Origin of the sequence: Pseudarthrobacter sp. NPDC058119, from assembly GCF_042884655.1 — a bacterium.
Taxonomy (GTDB): Bacteria; Actinomycetota; Actinomycetes; order Actinomycetales; family Micrococcaceae; genus Arthrobacter.
In genome coordinates, this window is sequence record NZ_JBHVTN010000001.1 from 714,476 (window position 1) to 734,664 (window position 20,189).

At 67.1% G+C, this 20,189-nt stretch carries 21 protein-coding genes and 1 pseudogene; 10 read left to right on the plus strand and 12 right to left on the minus strand.

Annotated elements, in window-relative coordinates; translation table 11 throughout:
* Positions 1 to 92 precede the first annotated feature (92 nt).
* Positions 93 to 1,223, plus strand: a complete 1,131-nt coding sequence (locus ACFVTD_RS03355; RefSeq protein WP_387557998.1) for a flavin-containing monooxygenase — start codon at positions 93 to 95, stop codon at positions 1,221 to 1,223.
* Here the strand turns inward: ACFVTD_RS03355 and ACFVTD_RS03360 are convergent.
* From ACFVTD_RS03360 to ACFVTD_RS03375, 4 genes are all read right to left on the minus strand, one after another.
* Positions 1,192 to 1,893 (minus strand): esterase/lipase family protein, encoded by a 702-nt coding sequence (locus ACFVTD_RS03360; protein WP_387558001.1) that lies wholly within the window; start codon positions 1,891 to 1,893, stop codon positions 1,192 to 1,194. The two genes, ACFVTD_RS03355 and ACFVTD_RS03360, sit on opposite strands and share 32 nt — an antisense overlap.
* A gap of 119 nt (positions 1,894 to 2,012) precedes the next feature.
* Positions 2,013 to 3,230 carry an MFS transporter gene (locus ACFVTD_RS03365; RefSeq protein WP_387558004.1) on the minus strand — a complete coding sequence of 406 codons (1,218 nt, stop codon included), beginning with the start codon at positions 3,228 to 3,230 and terminating at the stop codon, positions 2,013 to 2,015.
* Between the two features lie 48 nt (positions 3,231 to 3,278).
* Positions 3,279 to 3,710 carry a hypothetical protein gene (locus ACFVTD_RS03370; protein ID WP_387558007.1) on the minus strand — a complete coding sequence of 144 codons (432 nt, stop codon included), beginning with the start codon at positions 3,708 to 3,710 and terminating at the stop codon, positions 3,279 to 3,281.
* 244 nt (positions 3,711 to 3,954) lie between these two features.
* Positions 3,955 to 4,569, minus strand: coding sequence for a PAS and ANTAR domain-containing protein (locus ACFVTD_RS03375; RefSeq protein ID WP_387558010.1), 615 nt, complete (start codon positions 4,567 to 4,569; stop codon positions 3,955 to 3,957).
* 196 nt (positions 4,570 to 4,765) lie between these two features.
* On the opposite strand from ACFVTD_RS03375, the gene ACFVTD_RS03380 reads away from it, so the two are divergent.
* Positions 4,766 to 5,107 (plus strand): hypothetical protein, encoded by a 342-nt coding sequence (locus tag ACFVTD_RS03380; protein WP_387558013.1) that lies wholly within the window; start codon positions 4,766 to 4,768, stop codon positions 5,105 to 5,107.
* A 24-nt stretch (positions 5,108 to 5,131) separates the two neighbouring features.
* Here ACFVTD_RS03380 and trxB read toward each other — a convergent pair whose 3' ends face one another.
* Positions 5,132 to 6,109: a thioredoxin-disulfide reductase gene (gene trxB / locus ACFVTD_RS03385; RefSeq protein ID WP_387558016.1), complete on the minus strand. Its 978-nt coding sequence runs from the start codon at positions 6,107 to 6,109 to the stop codon at positions 5,132 to 5,134.
* Positions 6,110 to 6,412: 303 nt separating this feature from the next.
* On the opposite strand from trxB, the gene ACFVTD_RS03390 reads away from it, so the two are divergent.
* Positions 6,413 to 6,736, plus strand: a complete 324-nt coding sequence (locus tag ACFVTD_RS03390) for a hypothetical protein (protein ID WP_387558019.1) — start codon at positions 6,413 to 6,415, stop codon at positions 6,734 to 6,736.
* 149 nt (positions 6,737 to 6,885) lie between these two features.
* Here the strand turns inward: ACFVTD_RS03390 and ACFVTD_RS03395 are convergent, their stop codons facing one another.
* Positions 6,886 to 7,380: a hypothetical protein gene (locus tag ACFVTD_RS03395; protein ID WP_387558021.1), complete on the minus strand. Its 495-nt coding sequence runs from the start codon at positions 7,378 to 7,380 to the stop codon at positions 6,886 to 6,888.
* A gap of 62 nt (positions 7,381 to 7,442) precedes the next feature.
* Positions 7,443 to 7,961: a MarR family winged helix-turn-helix transcriptional regulator gene (locus ACFVTD_RS03400; protein ID WP_387558024.1), complete on the minus strand. Its 519-nt coding sequence runs from the start codon at positions 7,959 to 7,961 to the stop codon at positions 7,443 to 7,445.
* A 221-nt stretch (positions 7,962 to 8,182) separates the two neighbouring features.
* Between ACFVTD_RS03400 and ACFVTD_RS03405 the strand changes: the two genes are divergently transcribed.
* Both ACFVTD_RS03405 and ACFVTD_RS03410 read left to right on the plus strand, forming a co-directional pair.
* Positions 8,183 to 8,935: an ANTAR domain-containing protein gene (locus tag ACFVTD_RS03405; RefSeq protein WP_387558026.1), complete on the plus strand. Its 753-nt coding sequence runs from the start codon at positions 8,183 to 8,185 to the stop codon at positions 8,933 to 8,935.
* 308 nt (positions 8,936 to 9,243) lie between these two features.
* Positions 9,244 to 9,390, plus strand: a complete 147-nt coding sequence (locus ACFVTD_RS03410; protein ID WP_387558029.1) for a hypothetical protein — start codon at positions 9,244 to 9,246, stop codon at positions 9,388 to 9,390.
* Here ACFVTD_RS03410 and ACFVTD_RS03415 read toward each other — a convergent pair.
* Together ACFVTD_RS03415 and ftsW are read right to left on the minus strand one after the other, a co-directional pair.
* Positions 9,387 to 10,673, minus strand: a complete 1,287-nt coding sequence (locus ACFVTD_RS03415; protein ID WP_387558032.1) for an MFS transporter — start codon at positions 10,671 to 10,673, stop codon at positions 9,387 to 9,389. The two genes, ACFVTD_RS03410 and ACFVTD_RS03415, sit on opposite strands and share 4 nt — an antisense overlap.
* On the minus strand, positions 10,657 to 11,982 hold the full coding sequence (gene ftsW / locus ACFVTD_RS03420) for a putative lipid II flippase FtsW (protein ID WP_387558034.1): 1,326 nt from the start codon (positions 11,980 to 11,982) through the stop codon (positions 10,657 to 10,659). Before ftsW ends, ACFVTD_RS03415 begins: the two co-directional genes overlap by 17 nt.
* 202 nt (positions 11,983 to 12,184) lie before the next feature.
* Here ftsW and ACFVTD_RS03425 point away from each other — a divergent pair, with 202 nt between their 5' ends.
* From ACFVTD_RS03425 to ACFVTD_RS03435, 3 genes and pseudogenes are all read left to right on the plus strand, one after another.
* On the plus strand, positions 12,185 to 13,723 hold the full coding sequence (locus tag ACFVTD_RS03425; RefSeq protein ID WP_387558037.1) for an LCP family protein: 1,539 nt from the start codon (positions 12,185 to 12,187) through the stop codon (positions 13,721 to 13,723).
* A 69-nt stretch (positions 13,724 to 13,792) separates the two neighbouring features.
* Positions 13,793 to 14,120: pseudogene (locus ACFVTD_RS03430) on the plus strand (ArsR/SmtB family transcription factor).
* A complete protein-coding gene (locus tag ACFVTD_RS03435; RefSeq protein ID WP_387558040.1) occupies positions 14,117 to 14,911 on the plus strand; it encodes a cation transporter in 795 nt (264 codons plus the stop codon). The pseudogene ACFVTD_RS03430 and the gene ACFVTD_RS03435 overlap by 4 nt, the downstream one beginning before the upstream one ends.
* Here ACFVTD_RS03435 and ACFVTD_RS03440 read toward each other — a convergent pair.
* Positions 14,900 to 15,367 carry an acyltransferase family protein gene (locus ACFVTD_RS03440; protein ID WP_387558043.1) on the minus strand — a complete coding sequence of 156 codons (468 nt, stop codon included), beginning with the start codon at positions 15,365 to 15,367 and terminating at the stop codon, positions 14,900 to 14,902. The two genes, ACFVTD_RS03435 and ACFVTD_RS03440, sit on opposite strands and share 12 nt — an antisense overlap.
* Positions 15,368 to 15,432: 65 nt before the next feature.
* On the minus strand, positions 15,433 to 16,077 hold the full coding sequence (locus tag ACFVTD_RS03445) for an acyltransferase family protein (RefSeq protein WP_387558046.1): 645 nt from the start codon (positions 16,075 to 16,077) through the stop codon (positions 15,433 to 15,435).
* Between the two features lie 143 nt (positions 16,078 to 16,220).
* On the opposite strand from ACFVTD_RS03445, the gene ACFVTD_RS03450 reads away from it, so the two are divergent.
* The gene (locus tag ACFVTD_RS03450; protein WP_387558049.1) at positions 16,221 to 16,958 is read left to right on the plus strand and encodes an ANTAR domain-containing response regulator; all 738 of its coding nucleotides are present in this window, start codon (positions 16,221 to 16,223) and stop codon (positions 16,956 to 16,958) included.
* Positions 16,959 to 17,391: 433 nt separating this feature from the next.
* A complete protein-coding gene (locus tag ACFVTD_RS03455; RefSeq protein ID WP_387558052.1) occupies positions 17,392 to 18,621 on the plus strand; it encodes an acyltransferase family protein in 1,230 nt (409 codons plus the stop codon).
* On the opposite strand, the gene ACFVTD_RS03460 is transcribed toward ACFVTD_RS03455, so the two are convergent.
* Positions 18,565 to 20,016, minus strand: coding sequence for an FAD-dependent monooxygenase (locus ACFVTD_RS03460; protein ID WP_387558055.1), 1,452 nt, complete (start codon positions 20,014 to 20,016; stop codon positions 18,565 to 18,567). The genes ACFVTD_RS03455 and ACFVTD_RS03460 overlap by 57 nt on opposite strands.
* Positions 20,017 to 20,189 lie beyond the last annotated feature (173 nt).

Consider the following 20,189-nt stretch of genomic DNA (forward strand, 5'->3'; position numbering starts at 1 on the left):
ATCCGAATGACATTCGGATGAATTGTAGCAGGCGCCCCGGGACCGCAGAGAAGGCGCAAACCCAGCGGACCACGGGCGGAAGGGCAGGCATCATGTCAGAGCACTTCTACACCGTGGTCATCGGCGGAGGCCAGGCAGGACTGGCGATGGGCTACCACCTGTCGCGACTGAAACGCTCCTACGTCATCCTCGATGAGAACCCACGGACCGGGGACAGCTGGCGCTCCCGCTGGGACTCCCTCAGGCTCTTCACCCCGGCCCGGTACGACGCTTTTCCCGGCAGCCGCTATCCCGCCCCGCCCTGGTCCTACCCGTCGCGTGAAGAATTCGCCGACTACCTCAGCAGCTATGCGCAGACGTTCAACCTGCCCGTCAGGACAAATCGCAGGGTCACGCGCCTCGGCCACAACGGACACAGCTTCACCATCGAAGCTGACGGCCAACGCCTGGAGGCGGACAACGTGGTGGTCGCCCCGGGCTGGGACCGCAAGCCAAAGGTGCCGGCCTTCGCCGGGCAGCTCGGCCCGGCCATCAGGCAACTCACGGCGGCCAGCTATCAGAGCCCGGAAGACCTGGCACCGGGCCCCGTCCTGGTGGTCGGGGCAGGCAACTCAGGAGCCGAGGTCGCGCTTGAACTCGCGTCCACCCGCAAGACGTACCTCTCCGGCCGGCACCCGGGCCAGATCCCCTGGCCTATCGACGCCGTGGCGGCACGCCCGCTCAGCCTCGCCGTCTTCTTCGCCTTTTCACACGTCCTGAACCTCAACACGCCCGCCGGGCGGAAAGCCCTCCCGCACATCCTCGCCCACAGCGGGCCACTGGTCAGGGTGAAGGACCGTGACCTGGTGCGTGCCGGCGTCGAACGCGTGCCCAGGACGGAGGGCGCCATTGACGGCCGCCCGCTGCTCGCCGACGGCAGAACCCTTGAAATCACCAACGTCATCTGGTGCACCGGATTCCGGCCGGACCTGGCGTGGATTGACCTGCCCGTGTTCGGCCCGGACGGGCAGCCGGAGCAGGTACGCGGCATCGCTAAAACGCGGGGACTGTATTTCCTCGGGGCCACCTTCCAGCAGTCGCTGGCTTCCTCGATGGTGAACGGCGTGGGCAGGGACGCGGCCTTCATTGCCCGGCACATCGCCGCAGAAGCGCCGCACGCAGCAACAGCACCGGGCCACGCGGCGGACACTGTCAGTCCGGAAGGTTCAGCTGCTCCACAATGATGCGGGCCGTCGCGGGGTCCCCAAGGATGCGGAAATGCCCGGCGACCGGCAGCTCAATGTTGGTGGCCCCGGGCAGCACGCTCCCCTCCGGAATGTGCGGATCGAACGGCCCGTAGAGGGACGTGATGCGGCTGTTGATGGTCAACTCTCGGGACATCTGGAGGGTCAGGGCGTTCCGCGGCGAGAAGATCCGCAGGCTGGGCAGCAGCATGTACCGGGCGTAGCGCGAGCCGGAAAACGGCGAGCACACAGCGATCATCCGGTCGATCCGGTGTTCCGGGTCCAGGGACAGCATCGTGTACTTGCCGATCAGTCCACCCTTGCTGTGGGCCACGAGGATGGCATCGCGCAACCCCGCCTCCTCCAGGTGCTGGGCCACCAGTTTGGCGGCGTCCGGCACCTTCAGCTTGTTGCGCTGGAGCACCGTGACCACATGCACCGGGTGCCCGGCGTCGTGGATGGCCTGGATGAGCGGCATCATGAACTGCCAGTTTTCGTAAACACCGGGAATGATCACCACGGGTGCCCGGGTCCCGTTACGGAAGGACGCCGGCTGGACGCGCGAGAAAAATCCGCGGACCTGCCAGCCTGCGGCGTACACATAGTCCTGCGCCCACCACACAGCCTTCTGCAGCGGACTGATGCGGGCAGCGGCGCCGGGATCACTCATGAGTCGAGAATAGCCTCGCCGCGCGGCCTACCCACCAACCGGCCGCGCAAACACGCCCTGCTGCTCCATCAGATATGGTCGCCAAAGCCCCGGTTAAGGGACCATATCTGATGGAGCAACTAGTAGTTGCGGCGGTGCTTCAGGCGGGGAATCACGACGGCGAACACGGCCGCCGCCGCGAACCCCAGGACGCCCGTGGCAGCGATGCCCGGGCCCAGGGACGCGAGGGCGGTGACCCCGGAGAGGAGCACCGGTCCCCCGGTGGAGCCTGCGTCAGCCATGAACCGCCAGAGGCCCAGGAACTGCCCGCGGCCCCGGTCCGGTGAAAAATCGGCACCAAGGGTCATCACCAGCCCGGAGCTGATGCCGTTGCCGAACCCGATCAGCAGGGCGGCCAGCAGCAGCCCCACGAAGGAACCCGTCAGCGGGATGAGGAGCAGCGCGGTGCCCATAAGCAGCGTGGAGGGTACGGCCACCCACTGCCGGCCTTTGCGGTCCATGAGTTTTCCGGCCGGGTAGAACACCAGCATGTCGATTGCGCCGGACAGCCCGTAGATCAGGGACGCGGAAGTGGCGTCCATGCCCAGATGGTCGGACCAGAGCGGGATCACCACCTGACGGGAGGACCGCAGCGCACTGAGCAGCAGGATGCCCACCCCCAGCGAAAGGAACACGCCCGCATGGGACACCGCGACGCTGCGGAGCGTGGGCTGGGGCCCGGCGTCGGCACCCGTGCGGACCTCCGGCGTCGTCAGGTCCGGGATAGTGAGGGACAGCAGGGCGGCGGCCGCCATGGCCACCACACCCACCCAGTAGGCGCCGGCGATGCCGAAGAACTGCATCACCACAGCCCCCGCAAACGGGCCGATGAACACACCGATCCGGTTCACCCCGCCCAGCGTGGACAGCGCACGGGCACGGAAGGCCACGGGCACCGCCTCGGTGAGGTACTTTTGCCGCGCCAGGCCAAACACCGCTCCGGACATGCCGACGACGGTCATCGCCACGGCGAGCAGCAACAGTCCGTTCGGTGCCAGTGACGACGTGGCGGCGGCCGCCAGGGCCAGGCCGGCGGCGACGGCGGCCCCCACGATGGACCAGCGTTCGCCAAAGCGCAGGGTCACCAGGGACGCCGGCAGGTTGAAGAACCAGGACCCCAGCCCGATCAGGGTGACGATCAGCGCAGCGACCGCCACCGAGGCACCCAGGTCGCGGGCGGACAACGCCACCACCGGAAGGATGGCGCCCTGCCCGATTCCGAAAAGCAAGGTGGGGCCGAAGGCGGCCACCGCAATGCTGCGCAGGCTGAAGGGCTTGGGGTCATCCGGGGAAGTCATCAGATTTATCCTAGGGCCGCCCCGATGGCCCTGCGGTACCGCCGGCCCTTAGCGCGCCCGCGGCTCCAGCCCGGCAAGGGCGCGGAACAGGTTCACCAGCTCAGCGATGCCGCCGATGATCGACCCCACGATTCCAAGGACCAGGAAGACCCGCACCAGGACGGGCCAGCCGGACCAGGCTGTGCCGAAGTCGAAGGGGAAGACGTCCCAGAGGCGCAGGATGGCCGCCACCCCGATGCCCATAACCACCAGGTTTCCCAGTGCCAGCAGCGCCCTGGAGCGGATCACCACGCACACGACGTTCACCACGATGCCGGCGATCAACGAGGCATTGACCAGATCCAGGACCCGGGCCATGTCAGCCGTCAGGAACGGCAGAACCTGCCATCCGGGCCAGATGTTGATCCCGTAAAGCAGCAGGGCGTTGACGATCGCGGAGCCCAGGTTGCCGCTCCGGCCCGCGCCGGTCCTGCCTGCCATGCCACCCTCCTCACCGGTTGCCTGGCTCCCCTGCCGGAAGGCCCGTGATCCGGCATCGATTGCTCCGTACCTGCCGTTATGGGCGCTCAAAACGGCAGATACTCAGCAATCGATGCGGGGTTGGGGCCGCTGGGCGCCAGCGGACGTGCAACCAGAGTCGCGCAGGGCGTGCGACGGCGGGAAGTGCCGAAGGTCCCACCGGCCGGGGCAGGAGCAACGCCGTGAAGACGGCCTCCACGCGGAATCAGTAGCCCGCCAGCAGTTCATCGGCCTTGCCGTTTGCCGCGGCGGTCACCAGTTCTTCTGCAACGAAATGCAGTTTGGCGTTGGCGTGCTGGCTCCGTGTGGCCAGGACCTGGAACGCCGCCGGCCCGTCCACGCCCCGCAGGGCCATGACAATGCCCTTCGCCTGCTCTATCACGGCCTTATACCCGTACGCACCCTCGATGGCTTCCTCTGCCGCATGCTGCGACTCGATGCGCAGGCTCTGGGTGACGTCCACCATGAATCCGCTCACGTACTCGACCTGGCCCGAAGCATCGGCAACGGCCTGGACGGCGGAAAAGACGCGCCGCTCCTTGCCCCGGACGTCAATGACCCGGTGAAGGAGCGCGCCTTGGCCGCCGCCGTCCAGCAAATTTCTCCAGAGAGCGCGGACAGTCTCCCGGTCCTGCGGATGCTTGTGGGCCATGAAGAGTTCCAGGGTGGGCACCACCTCGCCTTGCTTCAGGCCGTGGATACCGAACATGCCTTCAGACCACTCCATCTTCCCGGAGGGGACGTGGAGCATGAAGGTGCCCGAGGGGCACGTTGCCGATGGCCGGAGCGGAAAGAGATACGTATCAAGTTTCGACCACATAAGTTCCTCCCAAAGTCGGTTAACCCCAGGTGGGCTGGCGACACCCAGCATAGGTCAACAGCACCGGCCCGGCATGCGGTTTTCCTGGGAGGAATGTTCGTAAAAAATACGGGGGTCACAAGCAGCACACGAAGGAGTAGCGTTCGCCCTATGGGGCGCTGATCATCTGCGCCCACTGCCAAGGGGAGGTCATTTCATGGGTGAAGTGTGGATCCGCACGCTGGGCAACGGACTGGTCCGGGCAGACCGGGTCACTGAAATTTCATCCACCCGGGGGTCCCTTCATGAGGACAGCGGGTATTCATTGAAAGTCATCGTGGACGGCAAGGGCCACGTGCTGATTGACGACGGCGGGCTGCAGGGTTCCCTGCCCGAACGACTGGAATACGCCAGGCACATGGAGGACGCGCTGCTGCTGGCCATCGACGAGGCAGACGAGAGCGACGCGTCCATGGTGATCTCGTACGAGCCCGAACGCGAGCGCTGGTCCGCGGCCCCCGTTTCCGTATTAACAGGAAGGCTCCCCGAAGTCGTCTGACCCGGGGAGCCCGCTGCACAGCACTCAGCTGTGGGTCGGTTCCTCCACCAGCGCCGTGGCGATGCTGGCGGCGTCCTCCAGTGCGGCCAGGAAGCGCTCGGCGTCCAGGGCTGCCGCACAGCCGGTGCCGGCTGCGGTGATGGCCTGCCGGTAGCGGTGGTCCACGGCATCGCCACAGGCGAAGACGCCGGGCAGGTTGGTGCACGTGGTGGGCGCGTCAACCTTGATGTAGCCTTCGTCGTCCAGCTCCACCTGCCCGGCCACCAAGTCAGTGCGGGGCAGGTGGCCGATGGCCACGAAAATGCCGGTGGCATCCTGGTGCCGGGTTTCGCCGGTCCGGGTGTCCGTCAGGGTCACGCCGGTGACCTTGCCGTCCCCGTGGATGGCCGTGACGGCGGAGTTCCAGGCAAAGCTGATCTTAGGATTGTCCTTGGCACGCTGGGCCATGATCCGGGAGGCCCGGAGTTCGCCCTTGCGCACGACGACGGTCACGGACTTTCCGAAGCGGGTCAGGAAGGTTGCTTCCTCCATGGCGGAGTCACCGCCGCCCACCACGATGATGTCCTGCTCGCGGAAGAAGAACCCGTCGCAGGTGGCGCACCAGGAAACACCGTGGCCGCTGAACTTCTTTTCCTCCGGCAGGCCAAGTTCCTTGTAGGCGGAGCCGGTGGCCAGGATGACGGCCTTGGCCTCGTACGTCTCCCCGCCGCCGGTGACCACGCGCTTGACGGGACCAGTGAGGTCAACTGACGTGGCGTCGTCGTACTCAATGCGTGCGCCGAACTTTTCCGCCTGCTGCTGCAGCCCGTCCATCAGCTCCGGGCCCTGGACGCCGCTGGGGAAGCCCGGGAAGTTTTCCACCTCGGTGGTGTTCATCAGGGCGCCGCCGGCGGTGACGGAACCGGCCAGCACCAGGGGGTTCAGCCCAGCGCGGGCGGCATAAATGGCGGCGGTGTAGCCGGAGGGGCCGGAGCCGATGATGATCAGCTGTTCTTTGCTCATTGCGTGTCCTTCGGTGGCGGTACTACTGGGCATCCGCGTGCTGCGCGGCCAGGAGCCCGGGTCGGTTGTTGGTTCGTGCCGTGGTTACTAGGTCTGATTCTTCCATTCGTCCGGTGGTCGGGGCCAAGAACGACGAAGCGGGTGACGCGCTGCTCCCGTAAATGAGAGGAAACTGAGTTCGATGTAACAAACGTCACTGTGTTGCGCACATCACATTGGTTGCCTAATCTGGTTGAGGCTTAAGCAAATAGGTCATGCAAGAAGCTGCAGCGTCGCAGCCAATGCCGGGGAAGGCTTTACATCTTGAACTCTAAGCTGAACATCGTGGTCCGGGTTGATCTGGACCACAGCAAGGCCCAGGTGATTGCAAAGGGGCATATCACCGTCCACAGCGTCAACGCCCTCTATGTAGTGGCAAAGCGTGCCAACTCCCTGAGGGCAGGCCTGGACCTGGAGCTTGATGTCTCCGGCGCCTGGGTGGATGAGGAGGCGCTGGAAATGCTCCAAGCCGCTTCCGAAACCAGGCAGCTGCCCGCGAGGATCGATCCAGAACAGGCACCCTGCACCATCAGCGTGCTGGCTGACCGCCGCCATCCGCGTACCGCTCCGGTACGGCTGGCCGCATAGGACTCCCGGCCGCTCGCCGCGCCCACTATTCGGGCCAGAGCTGGCCACCACCGCTTTTCTTCCGCTTCCAACAACCCGAAGTGCAGCTGCATCTGAGTAGACGGATGGCTGCACTTCAGGTCTGTTAGGGGCTTTCCCAGACTTGGGGCTTACAGCAGGCCTGCGCCGCCAGCGAGGACGTCCCGGAGTTCCGCCGCGTTCAGGCCGGCGGCCCTACCCAGGGCCTCCACTTCCGCGCCACGCTTCGAGGCGATCCTGAGGGCGTTCTCGAACTGCTCCTGGGCGGCGTCAAGTTCCCACTGCAGGCTCTCCACCCTGGCCGAGGCCAGCCGGACGGATTCGAGCGGGTCACCGGCGGGCGCGCTGTCCATGGTGTAGCCGCAGGTGCAGGACCATTCCGACGAGCCGAGCTCGAGCGGCGCCCACCCCAGAGCTGCGATGGGGACGGGTCCGGCGGTCATGGCCACCCCGCAGTGGAAGGGCGCGGCCGGGTCATCCAGCTCCATCGGCCCGGCGGGCCCGTCCGGCAGCTCTGATGCCGCGGGCTCCGGCAAGGCCGGTGGTGCGACCTGGAGTTGGATGTCGTCGTGGGCCTGGACAGGGATGGGTTGTCCCGCTGCCTGAGGTTCAAGTACTGCAGTCATGCGATCCGCCATCCGATAGTTACCAAACAATGTAGCTAGTCTAACTAGGATTACTGTCTTGTCTACCGGAGTCCGGCAACGGGGCTGGATTCAACGGCGTCCACAGCCTCCCGCATGCGCAAGAGGAAGTTCATCACCGCGGTGATTTCCTCGGGCGTCAGCGACTCCGCAGCCTCCAGCATCCGCTTGTGGAGCTGGTTGAGGTTGTGTCGCACCTCTTCGTCGGCTCCCGGGGTGGGCCGAAGGATGACGGCCCGCCGGTCCGAGGGGTGGGGTTCACGAATCACATGGCCGGCGGCGACCAGCCGGTCCACGAGACTGGTCATTGAGGCGGAGGTGATGCCCAGGCGGGCGGCGAGCTGCGTGGGCCGGATGCCAACGCCTGCTGCTTGGGCGTCGATCAGGTACCGGAGCGCCAGGAGGTCGGTCTCCCCCATGGCGGCCGAGGACCGGGTGCGCCTTCTCATGGCGCTCTCCGAAGTCCGGAACTCCCGAAGGGCATTGATCACGTCGACGGCTCCGGGCCGGTCACCCCCCGCAGCTGGGTACCAGTAGCCTTCGCTTGCACCATGCGGGTTCATGCGAATTCCTTCGATATCCTACTTGCTTGGCCGTCTAACAAACCAATGGTAGCCCACTTGCCGCCCGCCCACCTCCCCGCAGGAAACGAACAGGTATCTCCGGCAGCTCCCGGGGAAAAGTAGAGTACTGGCTACTCGTGCCCCGTCCCGGCCCGGACCAATAGGTTTTATGCAATCCCCGGCAGCACGGCCTTTGGGGTAATGGCGGACGGGGGTGCAGGGTGGCTGTTGGCCCGGCGAACAATGAGGGGCCCGACCGGCAGGGGTTCCTGCTGGACCTGATGACCGGGGCTGACGATGAAGCAGCATCCCTGCAAAGGCTTGCGTACGCGGGCGCCCGTTGGCTCAGCGGTACGGCAAACACCGGGGTCGAGTGTGCCGCGGTGGTGTACCGGCAGCGCGGCTGCACAAGCACCGGGGGAAGCACCCCGGAGGCGGCGGCCCTTGCGGCCTCGGAGGACGAGTACTCGGACGGGCCGGCCGCACTGGGCACCGCCCTGGCCGCGCCCACGGTGGTGAGCCAGACGGGCTCGCGCTGGCAGGCCTACCGGAGGAGGTTGCTGGATCACGGCTTCGGCGCAGCCCTGGTCCTCCCCCTCGAACTGCAACCGGGCGCCTCAGCCGCCCTGGTGTTCCTGGATCCTGCCAATCACGCCTTCACCCCCAGGGTCACCAGTGAAGCCTCGTGGTTCGGCGAAGTGGCATCGCGCAGCCTGAAGCTGGCCCTGGACGTCCACGGCGTGATCCGCGCCGGCGACAACCTGAAGCAGGTCCTGGAGAGCCGCACCAGCATCGACGTTGCCTGCGGCGTGCTCATGGCGCAGAACCGCTGCTCCTACGCGGAGGCGTTCAGCAGGCTGGCGGGAACGTCGAGGACCCGCAACCTCAAGGTCCGCAGCGTGGCGGACAGTATCCTGAAGGCCATGCCCAGCGGCGCACCCCGAACGCGCTTCGACCCCCCGGCGATCGCGTAGCTGGCCGCCCCGGGCCAGGCCCGGGTTACGCCTGGTGCCGCGCCCGCGCCTTGATCAAGCCGGCGGCCACGAGTCCTGCACATCCGAGTGAAGCCAGCATGCCGCCGAGAGCCACGATGTAATCGGTGAGGGTCATTGTCCTGCGCTCCTTCCCTACTGCCTGATGCGCCCAAGCTACGCGGCGAATCTCAGCGTTCCCTGAAGAATCGCCAGCGGGTTTGGTCAAGATCCGGTCACAGGGCATGCGGGGATCCACATACTTTGGTCCTCAACCTTCCGTTTATCACGGCGTTCCGTATTATTCATGCATGTGGACTAAACAAAGCCAGAGCTTCTGCCCCACCTGCGGCAGGACCACCAATCACGTCACCCACTTCCAAAAGGACGACGCCGGCTCCCTGGTTGCGGACGTCCGCTGCACTGAGTGCCCGGAGATCGCCGGAGCGGTTGCCTAGGGGGACCCGGTTCCCGAAGAGTGCAGTTCCGGACGTCCGGCGTGGGGACGGACGACGACGAAGATCACCATGGCGGCAGCCTGCACCGCCGTGACGGTGACGGCGAGGGCAACGGTTGAGTACTCGTAGAGCCACCCGATGAGGAAGCTTCCGGCCAGCCACGCGAGGCCGTAGCACGCGGTGAACATCCCGTAGGCACTCCCCCGGCGGGCGACCGGAGCCAGCCCGGCAACGCCGGCCCGCATGGTGCTTTCCTGGACGCCCATGGCCGCTCCCCACACCAGCACCCCGGCCACGGCCAGCGCCGTGTTGTTGCTGAAACCCAGCCACGGCACTGCAGCCGCCAGGACGGGAAGGGCCAGGAGGACCTTCAACCCCACCCGGTCAAAGAGCCAGCCAGAGGCCAAGGCGGCGAGCGCGTCCACTCCCATCGCTGCTGCGTAGAGGACCGGCACCATGGCGGGAGGCAGGAGGCCGGTGGCCACCAGGTGGAATGAGAGCAGCCCGAACGTGGCGTAGCCGAACATGGTCAGGCTGCTGAAGGCGGCGTAGAGCCAGTACTGGCGGGGCATGGGGGCGGCCTTGCCGGACACAGCGCCGGCAGCGCCCGGCACAGGGCCGGTGTCATCGGGAAGTGGACCGGCGGCCAGGGCGTCCGCCGGCTCGAAGAGGGCAGGGTCCGGGACCCTCCGCCGCAGCCGGAAGAGGATCAGCATGGCCGCCAGTCCGGGGACGGCCAGCAGCAGGAACCCTGGACCGTAGCTGCCCGAAAGGGCCAGTGCCGCCCCCACCAGCAGCGGCCCCAGCAGGGCCCCCACTTGGTCCAGGGCTTCGTGCAGCGCGAACGCCTTCCCCTGGCCCATCGCGGATCCCGCTTCGGCCAGCATGGTGTCCTTGGCGGGGCTCCGGACGGCTTTGCCCAGCCGCTCCGCCAGGACCAGGAGGCAGGCGATCCACAGCGCGTCGGTGAGTCCGAGCAGCGGCACGGACACGGCCGTCAGGGCGTACCCGCCGATTGCCAGCGCCCACCGCAGCCCGGGCCGGTCCGCAAGCCGGCCAAACACCAGGCGGAGGACCAGGGCCACTGCCTCGCCGGCGCCGGTGACAACGCTGACCAGGAGCGCCGACGCGCCCAGGGCGCCGAGGTACGGGCCGGTGACGCTCCGGGCGCCCTCGTACACCATGTCCATCAAGGCGCTGATGATCCCGAAGGCCAGGATGAACCGGATGGCGGTCATGGGCGCCGCGGGACCCCTCCCGGCGGCGCTAGCGCTGGTGGGCATGCTCCCGGACCTGCTTCGCGGCACGGCCGGCCACTGGACTGTTTGGCCTGGCGCCCTCCGGCCGGGCACCGCGCAAACGGGCGCGGCCCAGCCTGCCCCTGCGCAGGCTGCTTCCGCCGTGGCCGGGGGAAACGGTTCCTTCGGGCCGCGTCACGGCAAGGATCACCCCGATTCCAGCGAGGGAGGAAACCATGGCCGAGCCGCCGTAGGAAATGAACGGCAGCGGCACGCCGATCACCGGCAGCAGCCCGCTGACCATGGCGATGTTGATGACCGCCTGGCCCAGGATCCAGGTGATGATGCTGCACGCGACGATCCGGGAGAAGGTGTCCGTGGTGCGGGCGATGGTCTTGAACACGGCAATGGCCAGGATGGCGAACAGGCCCAGCACCAGCAGCGAACCGGCAAAGCCCAGTTCCTCGCCCAGGATGGAGAAGATGAAGTCGTTGTGGGCTTCCGGGATCCAGTTCCATTTCTGCCGGCTCTGGCCCAGGCCCACGCCGAACCAACTGCCGGAGGCCAGGGCGTAAGCGCCGTGCTGCGCCTGGTAGCCCATGCCCTGGGCGTCCTCGTCGGAGCCCATGCCCAGCCAGGAGGAAATCCGCCCCATCCTGTTGCCGCTGGTGGCCGCGAGCACTAGGGCGGCTGCCACGCAGATCAGCCCGGCCACGGAGAACACCTTCATCCGCACGCCGCCGTAGAACATGGTGGCGGCGAGGATCAGCATGATGATCATGGTGGTGCCGAGGTCGTGCCCCAGGGCCACGACGCCCATGATCAGTGCTCCGGCTGGCCCCAGCGGGATGACCGCGTGCTTCCACTGCCCCAGCAGGGCCTGCTTCCGGTCCAGGATGCCGGCGCCCCACACAATCAGGGACAGTTTGGCGAATTCGGACGGCTGCGCGGTGAAGCCGCCCACGCTGAGCCAGTTCCGGTTGCCGTTCACGGACATGCCCAGCGGCGTGAACACCAGCACCAGGGCGAACAGGGAGCCGATCAGCAGCGGCCAGCCCAGCCACCGGATCCGCCGCACGGACATGCGCGCCAGCGCCAGCATGATCACCACGCCGGCCACGGTCCACATGGCCTGCTTGAGGGGAAGGTCGTACGGGTTGTTTCCTGCCGCCACGGATTCCACGGACGACGCCGATGCCACCTCGACGAGTCCGATCGCCGAGAGCGTGAGGACCACCGCCAGGATCAACGGACGGAGGCGTCCCGGGGAGTCGTCCTCCAGCCAGACCGCCAGTTTGCCCAACCCGCGCCGGGCAGGCCGGCCCGTTTCCCGCTGTTCTTGTCCTGTATCCATTTGTCCGTTCCTCAGCCTGCACACCCGGGCTTTCCCCACGGCCGGGCCCATCGCCGGGGCGGATACCGCCGAGAAGAAAGAGTACGCCCCCGCACCGCGGCGGAAGCGCCGGGACACCCGCCACGGGCACGGTTCTGGGCGAATTGCCAGCTTCGGCGTGTAGCGTATCGGAAACCTGTCCCCTCCCGAAGGTCATTTTGTCGTGTTCGGTTCCAAGAAATCCCCCGGCCCGGAACAGGAAGCCACCAGCTCCGCCGCCTACCCCGGCCAAGGCGAGCTGTACGCCGCCAGTTCGCGCCGCCGTCGGCCTTTCCGCCGCGCCCCCCGCTGGGTCAAAGCCATCACCGCTGTAGTGTCGGTGCTGCTCCTTGGCGTCCTGGCGTTCGGCGGCTACTGGGCCTGGCGCCTGCAGTCCAACATCAGCACCTCGCAGCTGTCCGCGGGAGGGCAGCGCACCGAAGGTGCCGTGAATGACAGCACCGACCGGCTGCAGATCCTGGTGCTCGGCTCGGACACCCGCAGCGGGAACAACAGCCAGTACGGCACTGCGGACCAGTCGTCCGGCTACGGCCAATCCGATGTGATGATGCTGCTGGACATCTCGGCGGACAACAAGCACGTCAACGTGGTCAGCTTCCCGCGCGACCTGATGGTGGACGTCCCGTCGTGCACGGATTCCAAGACCAACCAGACCTATCCCGAGCAGAAGAGCGCCATGATTAACAGCGCCATGGCCCAGGCCGGGATCGGCTGCGCGGTGGACACGGTGAACAAGCTGACGGGGCTTGAGGTGGACCACTTCATGATGGCGGACTTCAACGCCGTCAAGGAGTTGTCCAATGCGGTGGGCGGCGTGGAGGTCTGCGTGACCCAGGCCGTCAACGATCCCGATTCGCACCTGAACCTCCCGGCCGGCACCTCCCAGGTGCAAGGTGACCAGGCGCTGGCGTTCCTGCGGACACGGCATGCCTTCGCCAACGGCGGGGACCTGGGCCGCATCCAGGCGCAGCAGGGCTTCCTTGCCTCACTCAGCCGCAAGCTCAAGTCCGAGGGCACCCTGGGCAACCCGCAGAAGGTCCTGACCATCGCGGACACCATCACCAAGAACCTGACGGTGGACTCCGGCCTGTCGTCCGTTCCGTCGCTGCTGACCATCGCCAACCGGCTGAAGAACATCGACCCGGCCAACATCAACTTCATCACCACGCCCACGGTCCCCTCGCCCCAGGACCCCAACCGGCTGGCCCTGGACGAACCCGCGGCGTCAAACTTCTTCAAGGCCCTGCGCAACAGCGCGGACCTGAGCCAGCCTGCCCCGGCCGCACCCACGGAGGGGCCGGCCACGCCCGCCGCCCCGGCATATGACAAGTCGCTGCAGCCCGTCTCCGTCGCCAACGGCACCGGCGTGACCGGCCGCAGCAAGGCGATCGCAGGGATGCTGTCCGACGCCGGATTCACCAAGCTCACCCAGCTGCCCGCACAGGCGACCAGCCAGACCATGGTGTACTACTCCGCCGGTTTCGAGGACGTGGCGGCTGACGTTGCCGCACTGTTCGGCCTGCCGGCAAGCAGCGTCCAGCAGGTTGCCAACATCCAGGGCGTGCAACTGTACGCCGGCACGGACTTCGCGTCCGGCAGCAAGCCCGCCGCGCCGCCGTCATCCGCCGACTCCTCCGGCAGCGTGGTGGCGCAGACCGGCAGCGACCAGACCTGCCAGTCAGCCAACCCCGGCGGCTACTAAACCGGCTACGGGAAGGGTTCCCGGGAATCCACTTATGCCTGAATACAGTCACGGCTGTACTTTGGGGAGATGCAGACCCTTACCCACGCCCCGGTGCTGGCCCGCTTCGGCTACGCAGTCTCCGACCCCACCCGCGCCCGCGTGCTCCTGGCCCTCGCGGAGGCGCCGTCCTATCCGTCCGACCTGGCGGACAGCCTGGAGGGTTTCCCGGCAAAGCATGTCCAACCACCTGGCCTGCCTCCGGGGCTGCGGGCTGGTGGTTGCAGTGCCGGACGGACGGCGGAGCCGGTATGAGCTTGCGGACGCCCGGATCGGGCACGCCATCAAGGACCTGCTGAACGTTGTCCTGGCCGTTGATCCGGCCTGCTGTGCCCCCGACGGGGAGTGCTTCGCATGACGGCCCCTCACATGGCAGCCGCTATGGACCGGCGGCGGGTGCTGAACCGGCGGATCAGGCTCTTCGCCGCAGCCACCATCACTTACAACATCGTCGAGGCCATCGTGGCGTTGTGGGCAGGAGGGGCGGCTGATTCGTCCGCGCTGATCGGCTTTGGCCTGGACTCGGTCATCGAGGTAGCCTCGGCGCTGGCGCTCTCGTGGCAGTTCTCCGCCAAGGATCCCGAACGGCGCGAACACCTGACCCTGCGGATCATCGCCGTGTCGTTCTTCGCACTGGCAGCATTCGTCGCCGCGGACTCCATCCGGTCCCTGGCCGGCGGCGGCGAGGCCCGGCATTCCCTGCCTGGCATCGTCATCGCGGCGCTGAGCCTGGCCATCATGCCAGTTCTGTCCTGGGCGCAGCGCCGGACCGGCCGCGAACTCGGGTCCCGGACAGCGGTGGCCGACTCCAAACAGACCCTGCTTTGCACGTACCTTTCGGCCGTGCTGCTGGTCGGCCTGCTCCTGAACAGCACCCTGGGCTGGTGGTGGGCCGACGCCGGCGCAGCGCTGGTGATCGCTGGGATCGCCGTCCGCGAGGGAATCAACGCCTGGCGCGGAGACGCGTGCTGCGCCGTGCCGCAGCGGTTGGATGCCGCCGGCGACCTGCAGGAGGGCTGTTGCCCGGACTGTTCCACCTCCACCCAGGCACCTGCGTCAGGGGCAGGACGCAGCTGGGACTGCCGCCCATCAGGAAGGGCTGACTTCCGGGCCGGCGGAGACAGGAGGGGCGTGGGCCTAGCCGACTGACGCTGTCGCGGGTGCCTTGGATTGTTCAGGGGTGGAACGGACGACGACGGGTTCCAGCTTTTGGTTCGCCCAGAGCCGGAGCGGCCGCTCCACCCAGCGGAACGAGGCGTATGCCAGCAGCACTGTCAGCACGGCCGTCAGCGCGATGCGGAGGGGCAGCGCCGGGATCAGCGGCATCAGGAGCAGGTACACCGGCAGGTGCCAGAGGTACATGGCGTAGGACAGGTCGCGGCCGGGCCGGGCCAGCCACGGATGGCTGAAGATGCGCGACAGGAACCCGGCCGGCTGGAGGACCAGCGAGCCGATGAGGACGGCCGACACCAGGGCGAGCACCGTGGGGCCCACGGTCCAGAAAGTGTTGAACCAGGCGCCGGGGGTGTCGGGTTCCTTCAGCAGGAACAAGGCGGCCACCAGGGTGGCACCTGCCAACGGCGCACCCCAGCGGGCAGCCGACACCAGGGAATGGTGCAGCCGGGAACCCTCGCGGACCGCAGCGAACAGCAGGGCCAGGGCGCAGCCGATCAGCAGCTCGTCGGCCCGGGTGTCCGGTCCGTTGTAGATGCGGTCCAGCGGCTGGCCGCACTGACCAGCAGGAAGCGGTTCAGCACGAAAGCGGCCGCCAGGCCCACGGTCGCAAAGGCAGCAGTGCGGACCTTCCAGAACCGGAGCATCCCCAGCAGGAGCAGCGGCCACACCAGGTAGAACTGTTCCTCGACGGCGAGGGTCCAAGTGGGGCCCAGGGTTTCACCGGCGATGGAGTCGCCGAACATGCCGAAGTGGGCCAGGTTCATCACATAGGCGGCGGCGGGAAGGACGAACCCTGCCTGGCCGCCCCAGCCGGAGGCGGGGAACAGAAGGCCCGCGGTGACAATCACTGCGCAGAGCGCCAGGAGCGCGGGCCACAGCCGGGCCAGGCGCTTGGCGTAAAAGATACCGAGGTGCAGCCGGCCGGTGGCGATCCGCTCCTTCATGATCAGCAGCGTGATCACAAAGCCGCTGAGCGTGAAGAACACATCCACGCCGATGGATCCGCCCGGCATCGACTCGGTGGCCGTATGGAAGAAAAACACGCCGGCCACGGCGATGATCCTCAGCCCGTCCAGGGCGTGCTTGCGCCCGGCCAGGAGCCCCGTCTGGGGTGCTGCCGGGCCGGCTGGTGCTGACAAATTTCCGCTGCTTGACCTAAAAACCACTAAGCAAGCATATATAACGTTTCCATAACTGCGCTGGGTGGCGGCTGGGAGCCTGCTGGCAACGGAGTGGTCCGGGCGCCCTTGTGGCAGCTGTCCGGCGCTCCTAGATTGAACATATGGTGGACCAGGAAAACGCGGGTGACCTCGAGGAACTTGTGGACCTCATTGCCGGAATGGAGGACATCAAATCCGTCCTCGACGACCTCACCGCTTTTGCGGCGGCCACCATGACCACCACCACGGGGATGCCCATTGAATGTGCCGTCACGCTGCACCGGCGCAAGCGGACAGCCACCATCGGCGGCAGCAGCGGCAGGGCCGTGGTGATTGACCGGATCGAACAGAGCCTTGGCGACGGCCCGTGCATCGACGCCCTGGACAGCGGCGTGCCTGTCCTCCTCGGTGACGTGTCATCCGACCCGCGGTGGCCTGAGTACCGCAGCGCCCTTGCGGCCGCCGGCATCGCCAGCGCTTTGGGCATTCCAATGAGACTGGATGACGACGCCGGCGCGGTCCTTGATTTCTTCGCCCCGGTCAGCGGACTCTTCAGTGGGCAGGCGGTCGCCGACGGGGTGCGCTTCGGCGAGATGGCGGGTAAGGCACTCCGGCTGGCCGTCCGGATCGCCTCTGCGGACCAGCGCGCCGAGAACCTGAAGTCGGCGATGGACACCAGAACGGTGATCGACGTGGCGTGTGGCATCATCATGGCCCAAAACAACTGCGGCAAGGACCATGCCTTCGAGCTGCTGCGCAGCGCCTCCAACACCCGCAACCAAAAGCTAAACGAGATTGCCGAAGCGTTGGTGAACCGTTTCTCAGGCCCCGGGGATGTGAAGGCGTACTTCGACGACTGACGCCGTGGTGGATGGCCCGGGGGCCAGCGACGCTGCTGGCCCCCGGATTGAACGACGGGATGTGGCCCACCCCCGAAAATTGGATACCCTGGGCCACATCCGCGTCAGCTTGCGGACGGTTGCATGCCCAGGAGGGGAGGCCAATGTCCCGGCGAGAGCGGGGTGGCGTTGAAGGCGGGTCTCCTTGAGCGGCAACAGAGAGGCCGCCTGCCTGACCCGGATTTCAGGCTAACAAACCGTGCCCTGCCGGCAATAGGGGGAAGTCCCGCAGTTTTTGCTCAATTTCCCCCAATTAATGCATCCGTGGCGCCGGGTGGCTCTGCGGCGTGGGGGAAGCAACACAAAATCACTCCAGGCCGCCATTGGAAACGAACCACGGCGCGGCTGATAATATCGCTTCGCTCCGAGTCGATGTCCAGAAAGCCGCGCGCCCATGCCCCCATCCCAGCCTGCCCCTTTTGCGTCCGGGCCGGTCCGTCCGCGGCTCCTCCTCCTCGACTGCCTCAGGCTTGCGGCTGCCTTGGGCGTCGTGGCCTACCACTACACAGCCGTCTTCGGAGATCTGTTCTGGGGTGTTCCCTCCCGGGAGGTCTTTCCCAGGCTTTCGGGACTGACCGCCTACGGCGCAATGGGCGTCCAGCTCTTCTTCATCATCAGCGGCTTCGTCATCCTCATGTCGGCCCACGGCCGGTCGGTAGGGCAGTTCGTTGCCTCCAGGGTCTCCCGGCTGTTTCCTGCCTACTGGACGGCGGTCATCCTGGCCGCGTTCCTACTGCTGGCCGTAACCCACGGGGACATGAACAGAGTCACGTGGACAGACGCACTGCTGAACCTGTCTATGCTCCAACAGTCCGTTGGCGTCAGTTCGCTCGACGGCGTCTTCTGGACGCTTTGGGTCGAACTGCTGTTCTACATCACTATTGCGTTCTTTATCTGGCGGGGGATGACGCACCAACGGCTGTTGGCCTTCGTTTTCCTGTGGCCACTTCTGGGAATGCTGGCCATCCAGTCGGACTCCAAGCTGCTCGAAACGCTGCTGATACCGGACTTCTCGCCGCTTTTCGCTGTGGGAATCGGCCTCTACCTTGTTCACACACAGGGTCACAGCCTCCTTCGTTGGCTGGCCATCGGCGTGAACACCCTGCTGGGCTGCCACCAGACCGCTGACAGGTTTCTGCCTGCCATGTCCCAAAGCACAGGCCACCCACTTCCGCCGGAGACCGCATGGCTGGTGATTCTCGGCTTTGTTGCCGTCGTCTCGCTGGCAACAACCACACCGCTGCGCCATCGTGGGTGGAACTGGATGGGCGTCGCGGGAGCGTTGACCTACCCGCTGTATCTGGTGCACGAGATGTGGGGATGGTGGATCATCAAGAGCCTGCGTGGGTCATTGGGTACATGGCCGACCCTTGCCGTCGCCCTGGCCTTCAGCGTCAGTCTTGCGTGGCTTATCCACCGGTTCGTTGAACGGCGCTTCACCTCCAGGCTAAAGAAGGCCGTGCTCCGCTCCCTGCAGCCGGAGGACCGTGCCGCTGGAACCGGACAGGCTGCGCCGGCGGTCGTCCACCCGGCCCCTCCCAGCCGGCAAGAGGGCTACAGCAGCTCTTTACTGATCCACGCCGCCGAACCACAGACCGAGGGCCTCGGTGAGCCCGTCCGCTGAACCCTGCCCCACCCACGCCACGTAGCCGTCGGGCCGGACCAGGACTGCCGTGGGCGCGGCAACCGCTCCCAGCACGGGAAGCTGCCACGCGGCGTCGTACCTCACTTTGATGTGCTGGACCTGCCCGGCCCACGCGCCGGACTCCAGCGCAGGGCCGCCACACTCCAGCAGCAGCGGCTGGGCAGTGTGCAGCAGCCCGTACACGGTGGCCGGTCCGGCAGCGGTGGCCAGGTCCAGGTCCGGCATCCGGCGGCCCAGGAGCGGGTGGCCCGGGCCGGGGTGGTAGGCGACGTCGAGTCCGGTGACGAGCGCCGCGATGGGCGTCCCTGCGCCGTCGACCCGGAGCACCTCGCCGAGCAGGTCACGCAGGGCTTCCTGCCGCGGATCGGCCTTCTGGAAGAGGGACTGCGCCATAGTGTACTTCAGGGCCCGCTCCCCCGCCGGGTGCCGCTCCGCATGGTAAGTGTCCAGCAGGTCCTCGCGGGACTCGCCCCGCACCACCTGCCCCAATTTCCAGCCGAGGTTGACGGCGTCCTGCAGCCCCAGGCCGATGCCAAGCCCGCCCGTGGGTGAGTGGACATGGGCGGCGTCCCCAGCCAGCAGCACCCTGCCCTTCCGGTATGCCTCCGCCTGCCGGGTGGCATCGGTAAAGCGCGACAGCCACGTGGGGCTGTGCACGCCGAAGTCGGTGCCGAAGACCTCCGTCAAGGCCTCCCGCAGGTCTGCCAGGGTGGGCTCGGTGGCCGGTCCCAGGGCCGCTTCGGTGACCACCACCCGGACCATGCCGCCGCCCAACGGGTACAACCCATGGATACCGCGCGCGTCCACCTTTCCCTGCTGGCCCGGTTCCCCGGCCGCCTTCACCTCCGCGATCAGGCTGCTCCGGGTAGCGTCCGGGCCCACCATGGGGATGCCGGCGGACCGCCGTACCACGCTGCGCCCGCCGTCGGTGCCCACAACGTAGCGGGCCCGCACTGGTCCGCCGCCGGCCAGCTGGACCTCCGCGCCGTCGTCGTCCGCTGAAACTCCGGTGACCTCCACACCGCGCCGGATCTCCACGCTCAGTCCCTGCACCCACTCGAGCAGCAGCCGCTCAATGTGGTTCTGGAACAGCGCCAGGGTGTACGGGTGGCGGGTGGGCAGGCCGCCCAGGTCCAGCGGCGTGTTGCCGAAGGATGCCGTCTGGACCGTCTTGCCTGCGGCGAGGAACCGGTCCGCGATGCCGCGCTGGTCCAGCAGTTCGATGGTGCGCGAGTGGATACCGCCACCTCGGGAACCGGCCAGTTCCTGGGACTCGCGCCGCTCCAGGACCACTGCGTCAACCCCCGCCAGCCGCAGTTCCCCCGCCAGCATCAGGCCCGTGGGCCCGCACCCCACAATCACTACGTCGTGCATCTCGCTCCCCCGCCTGCGTCCGGTATACGACCGCCAGTATGCGGCACTCCCGGGGCCTTGCGGCAAGGCCCCGTTGGCGGGGTACCTTGGAAATGGAAGGTGTGCTGTTGTCGATTTCCGCTTCCGCTGTGCGTTGTATGGGTAGGAGCTTCTACACCAGGGAGCCCCCGACC

Excerpts from the sequence above, each read along its gene's own strand:
- ACFVTD_RS03380 (WP_387558013.1), top strand. The coding sequence starts at position 4,766 with ATGGGTGAAGTGTGGATCCGCACGCTGGGCAACGGACTGGTCCGGGCA.
- ACFVTD_RS03460 (WP_387558055.1), bottom strand. The coding sequence starts at position 20,016 with ATGCACGACGTAGTGATTGTGGGGTGCGGGCCCACGGGCCTGATGCTG.
- ACFVTD_RS03415 (WP_387558032.1), bottom strand. The coding sequence starts at position 10,673 with ATGCCCACCAGCGCTAGCGCCGCCGGGAGGGGTCCCGCGGCGCCCATG.
- ACFVTD_RS03435 (WP_387558040.1), top strand. The coding sequence starts at position 14,117 with ATGACGGCCCCTCACATGGCAGCCGCTATGGACCGGCGGCGGGTGCTG.
- ACFVTD_RS03360 (WP_387558001.1), bottom strand. The coding sequence starts at position 1,893 with ATGAGTGATCCCGGCGCCGCTGCCCGCATCAGTCCGCTGCAGAAGGCT.
- ACFVTD_RS03355 (WP_387557998.1), top strand. The coding sequence starts at position 93 with ATGTCAGAGCACTTCTACACCGTGGTCATCGGCGGAGGCCAGGCAGGA.
- ACFVTD_RS03450 (WP_387558049.1), top strand. The coding sequence starts at position 16,221 with ATGGTGGACCAGGAAAACGCGGGTGACCTCGAGGAACTTGTGGACCTC.
- ACFVTD_RS03400 (WP_387558024.1), bottom strand. The coding sequence starts at position 7,961 with ATGAACCCGCATGGTGCAAGCGAAGGCTACTGGTACCCAGCTGCGGGG.
- ACFVTD_RS03410 (WP_387558029.1), top strand. The coding sequence starts at position 9,244 with ATGTGGACTAAACAAAGCCAGAGCTTCTGCCCCACCTGCGGCAGGACC.
- ftsW (WP_387558034.1), bottom strand. The coding sequence starts at position 11,982 with ATGGATACAGGACAAGAACAGCGGGAAACGGGCCGGCCTGCCCGGCGC.
- trxB (WP_387558016.1), bottom strand. The coding sequence starts at position 6,109 with ATGAGCAAAGAACAGCTGATCATCATCGGCTCCGGCCCCTCCGGCTAC.
- ACFVTD_RS03455 (WP_387558052.1), top strand. The coding sequence starts at position 17,392 with ATGCCCCCATCCCAGCCTGCCCCTTTTGCGTCCGGGCCGGTCCGTCCG.
- ACFVTD_RS03395 (WP_387558021.1), bottom strand. The coding sequence starts at position 7,380 with ATGACTGCAGTACTTGAACCTCAGGCAGCGGGACAACCCATCCCTGTC.
- ACFVTD_RS03370 (WP_387558007.1), bottom strand. The coding sequence starts at position 3,710 with ATGGCAGGCAGGACCGGCGCGGGCCGGAGCGGCAACCTGGGCTCCGCG.
- ACFVTD_RS03365 (WP_387558004.1), bottom strand. The coding sequence starts at position 3,230 with ATGACTTCCCCGGATGACCCCAAGCCCTTCAGCCTGCGCAGCATTGCG.
- ACFVTD_RS03375 (WP_387558010.1), bottom strand. The coding sequence starts at position 4,569 with ATGTGGTCGAAACTTGATACGTATCTCTTTCCGCTCCGGCCATCGGCA.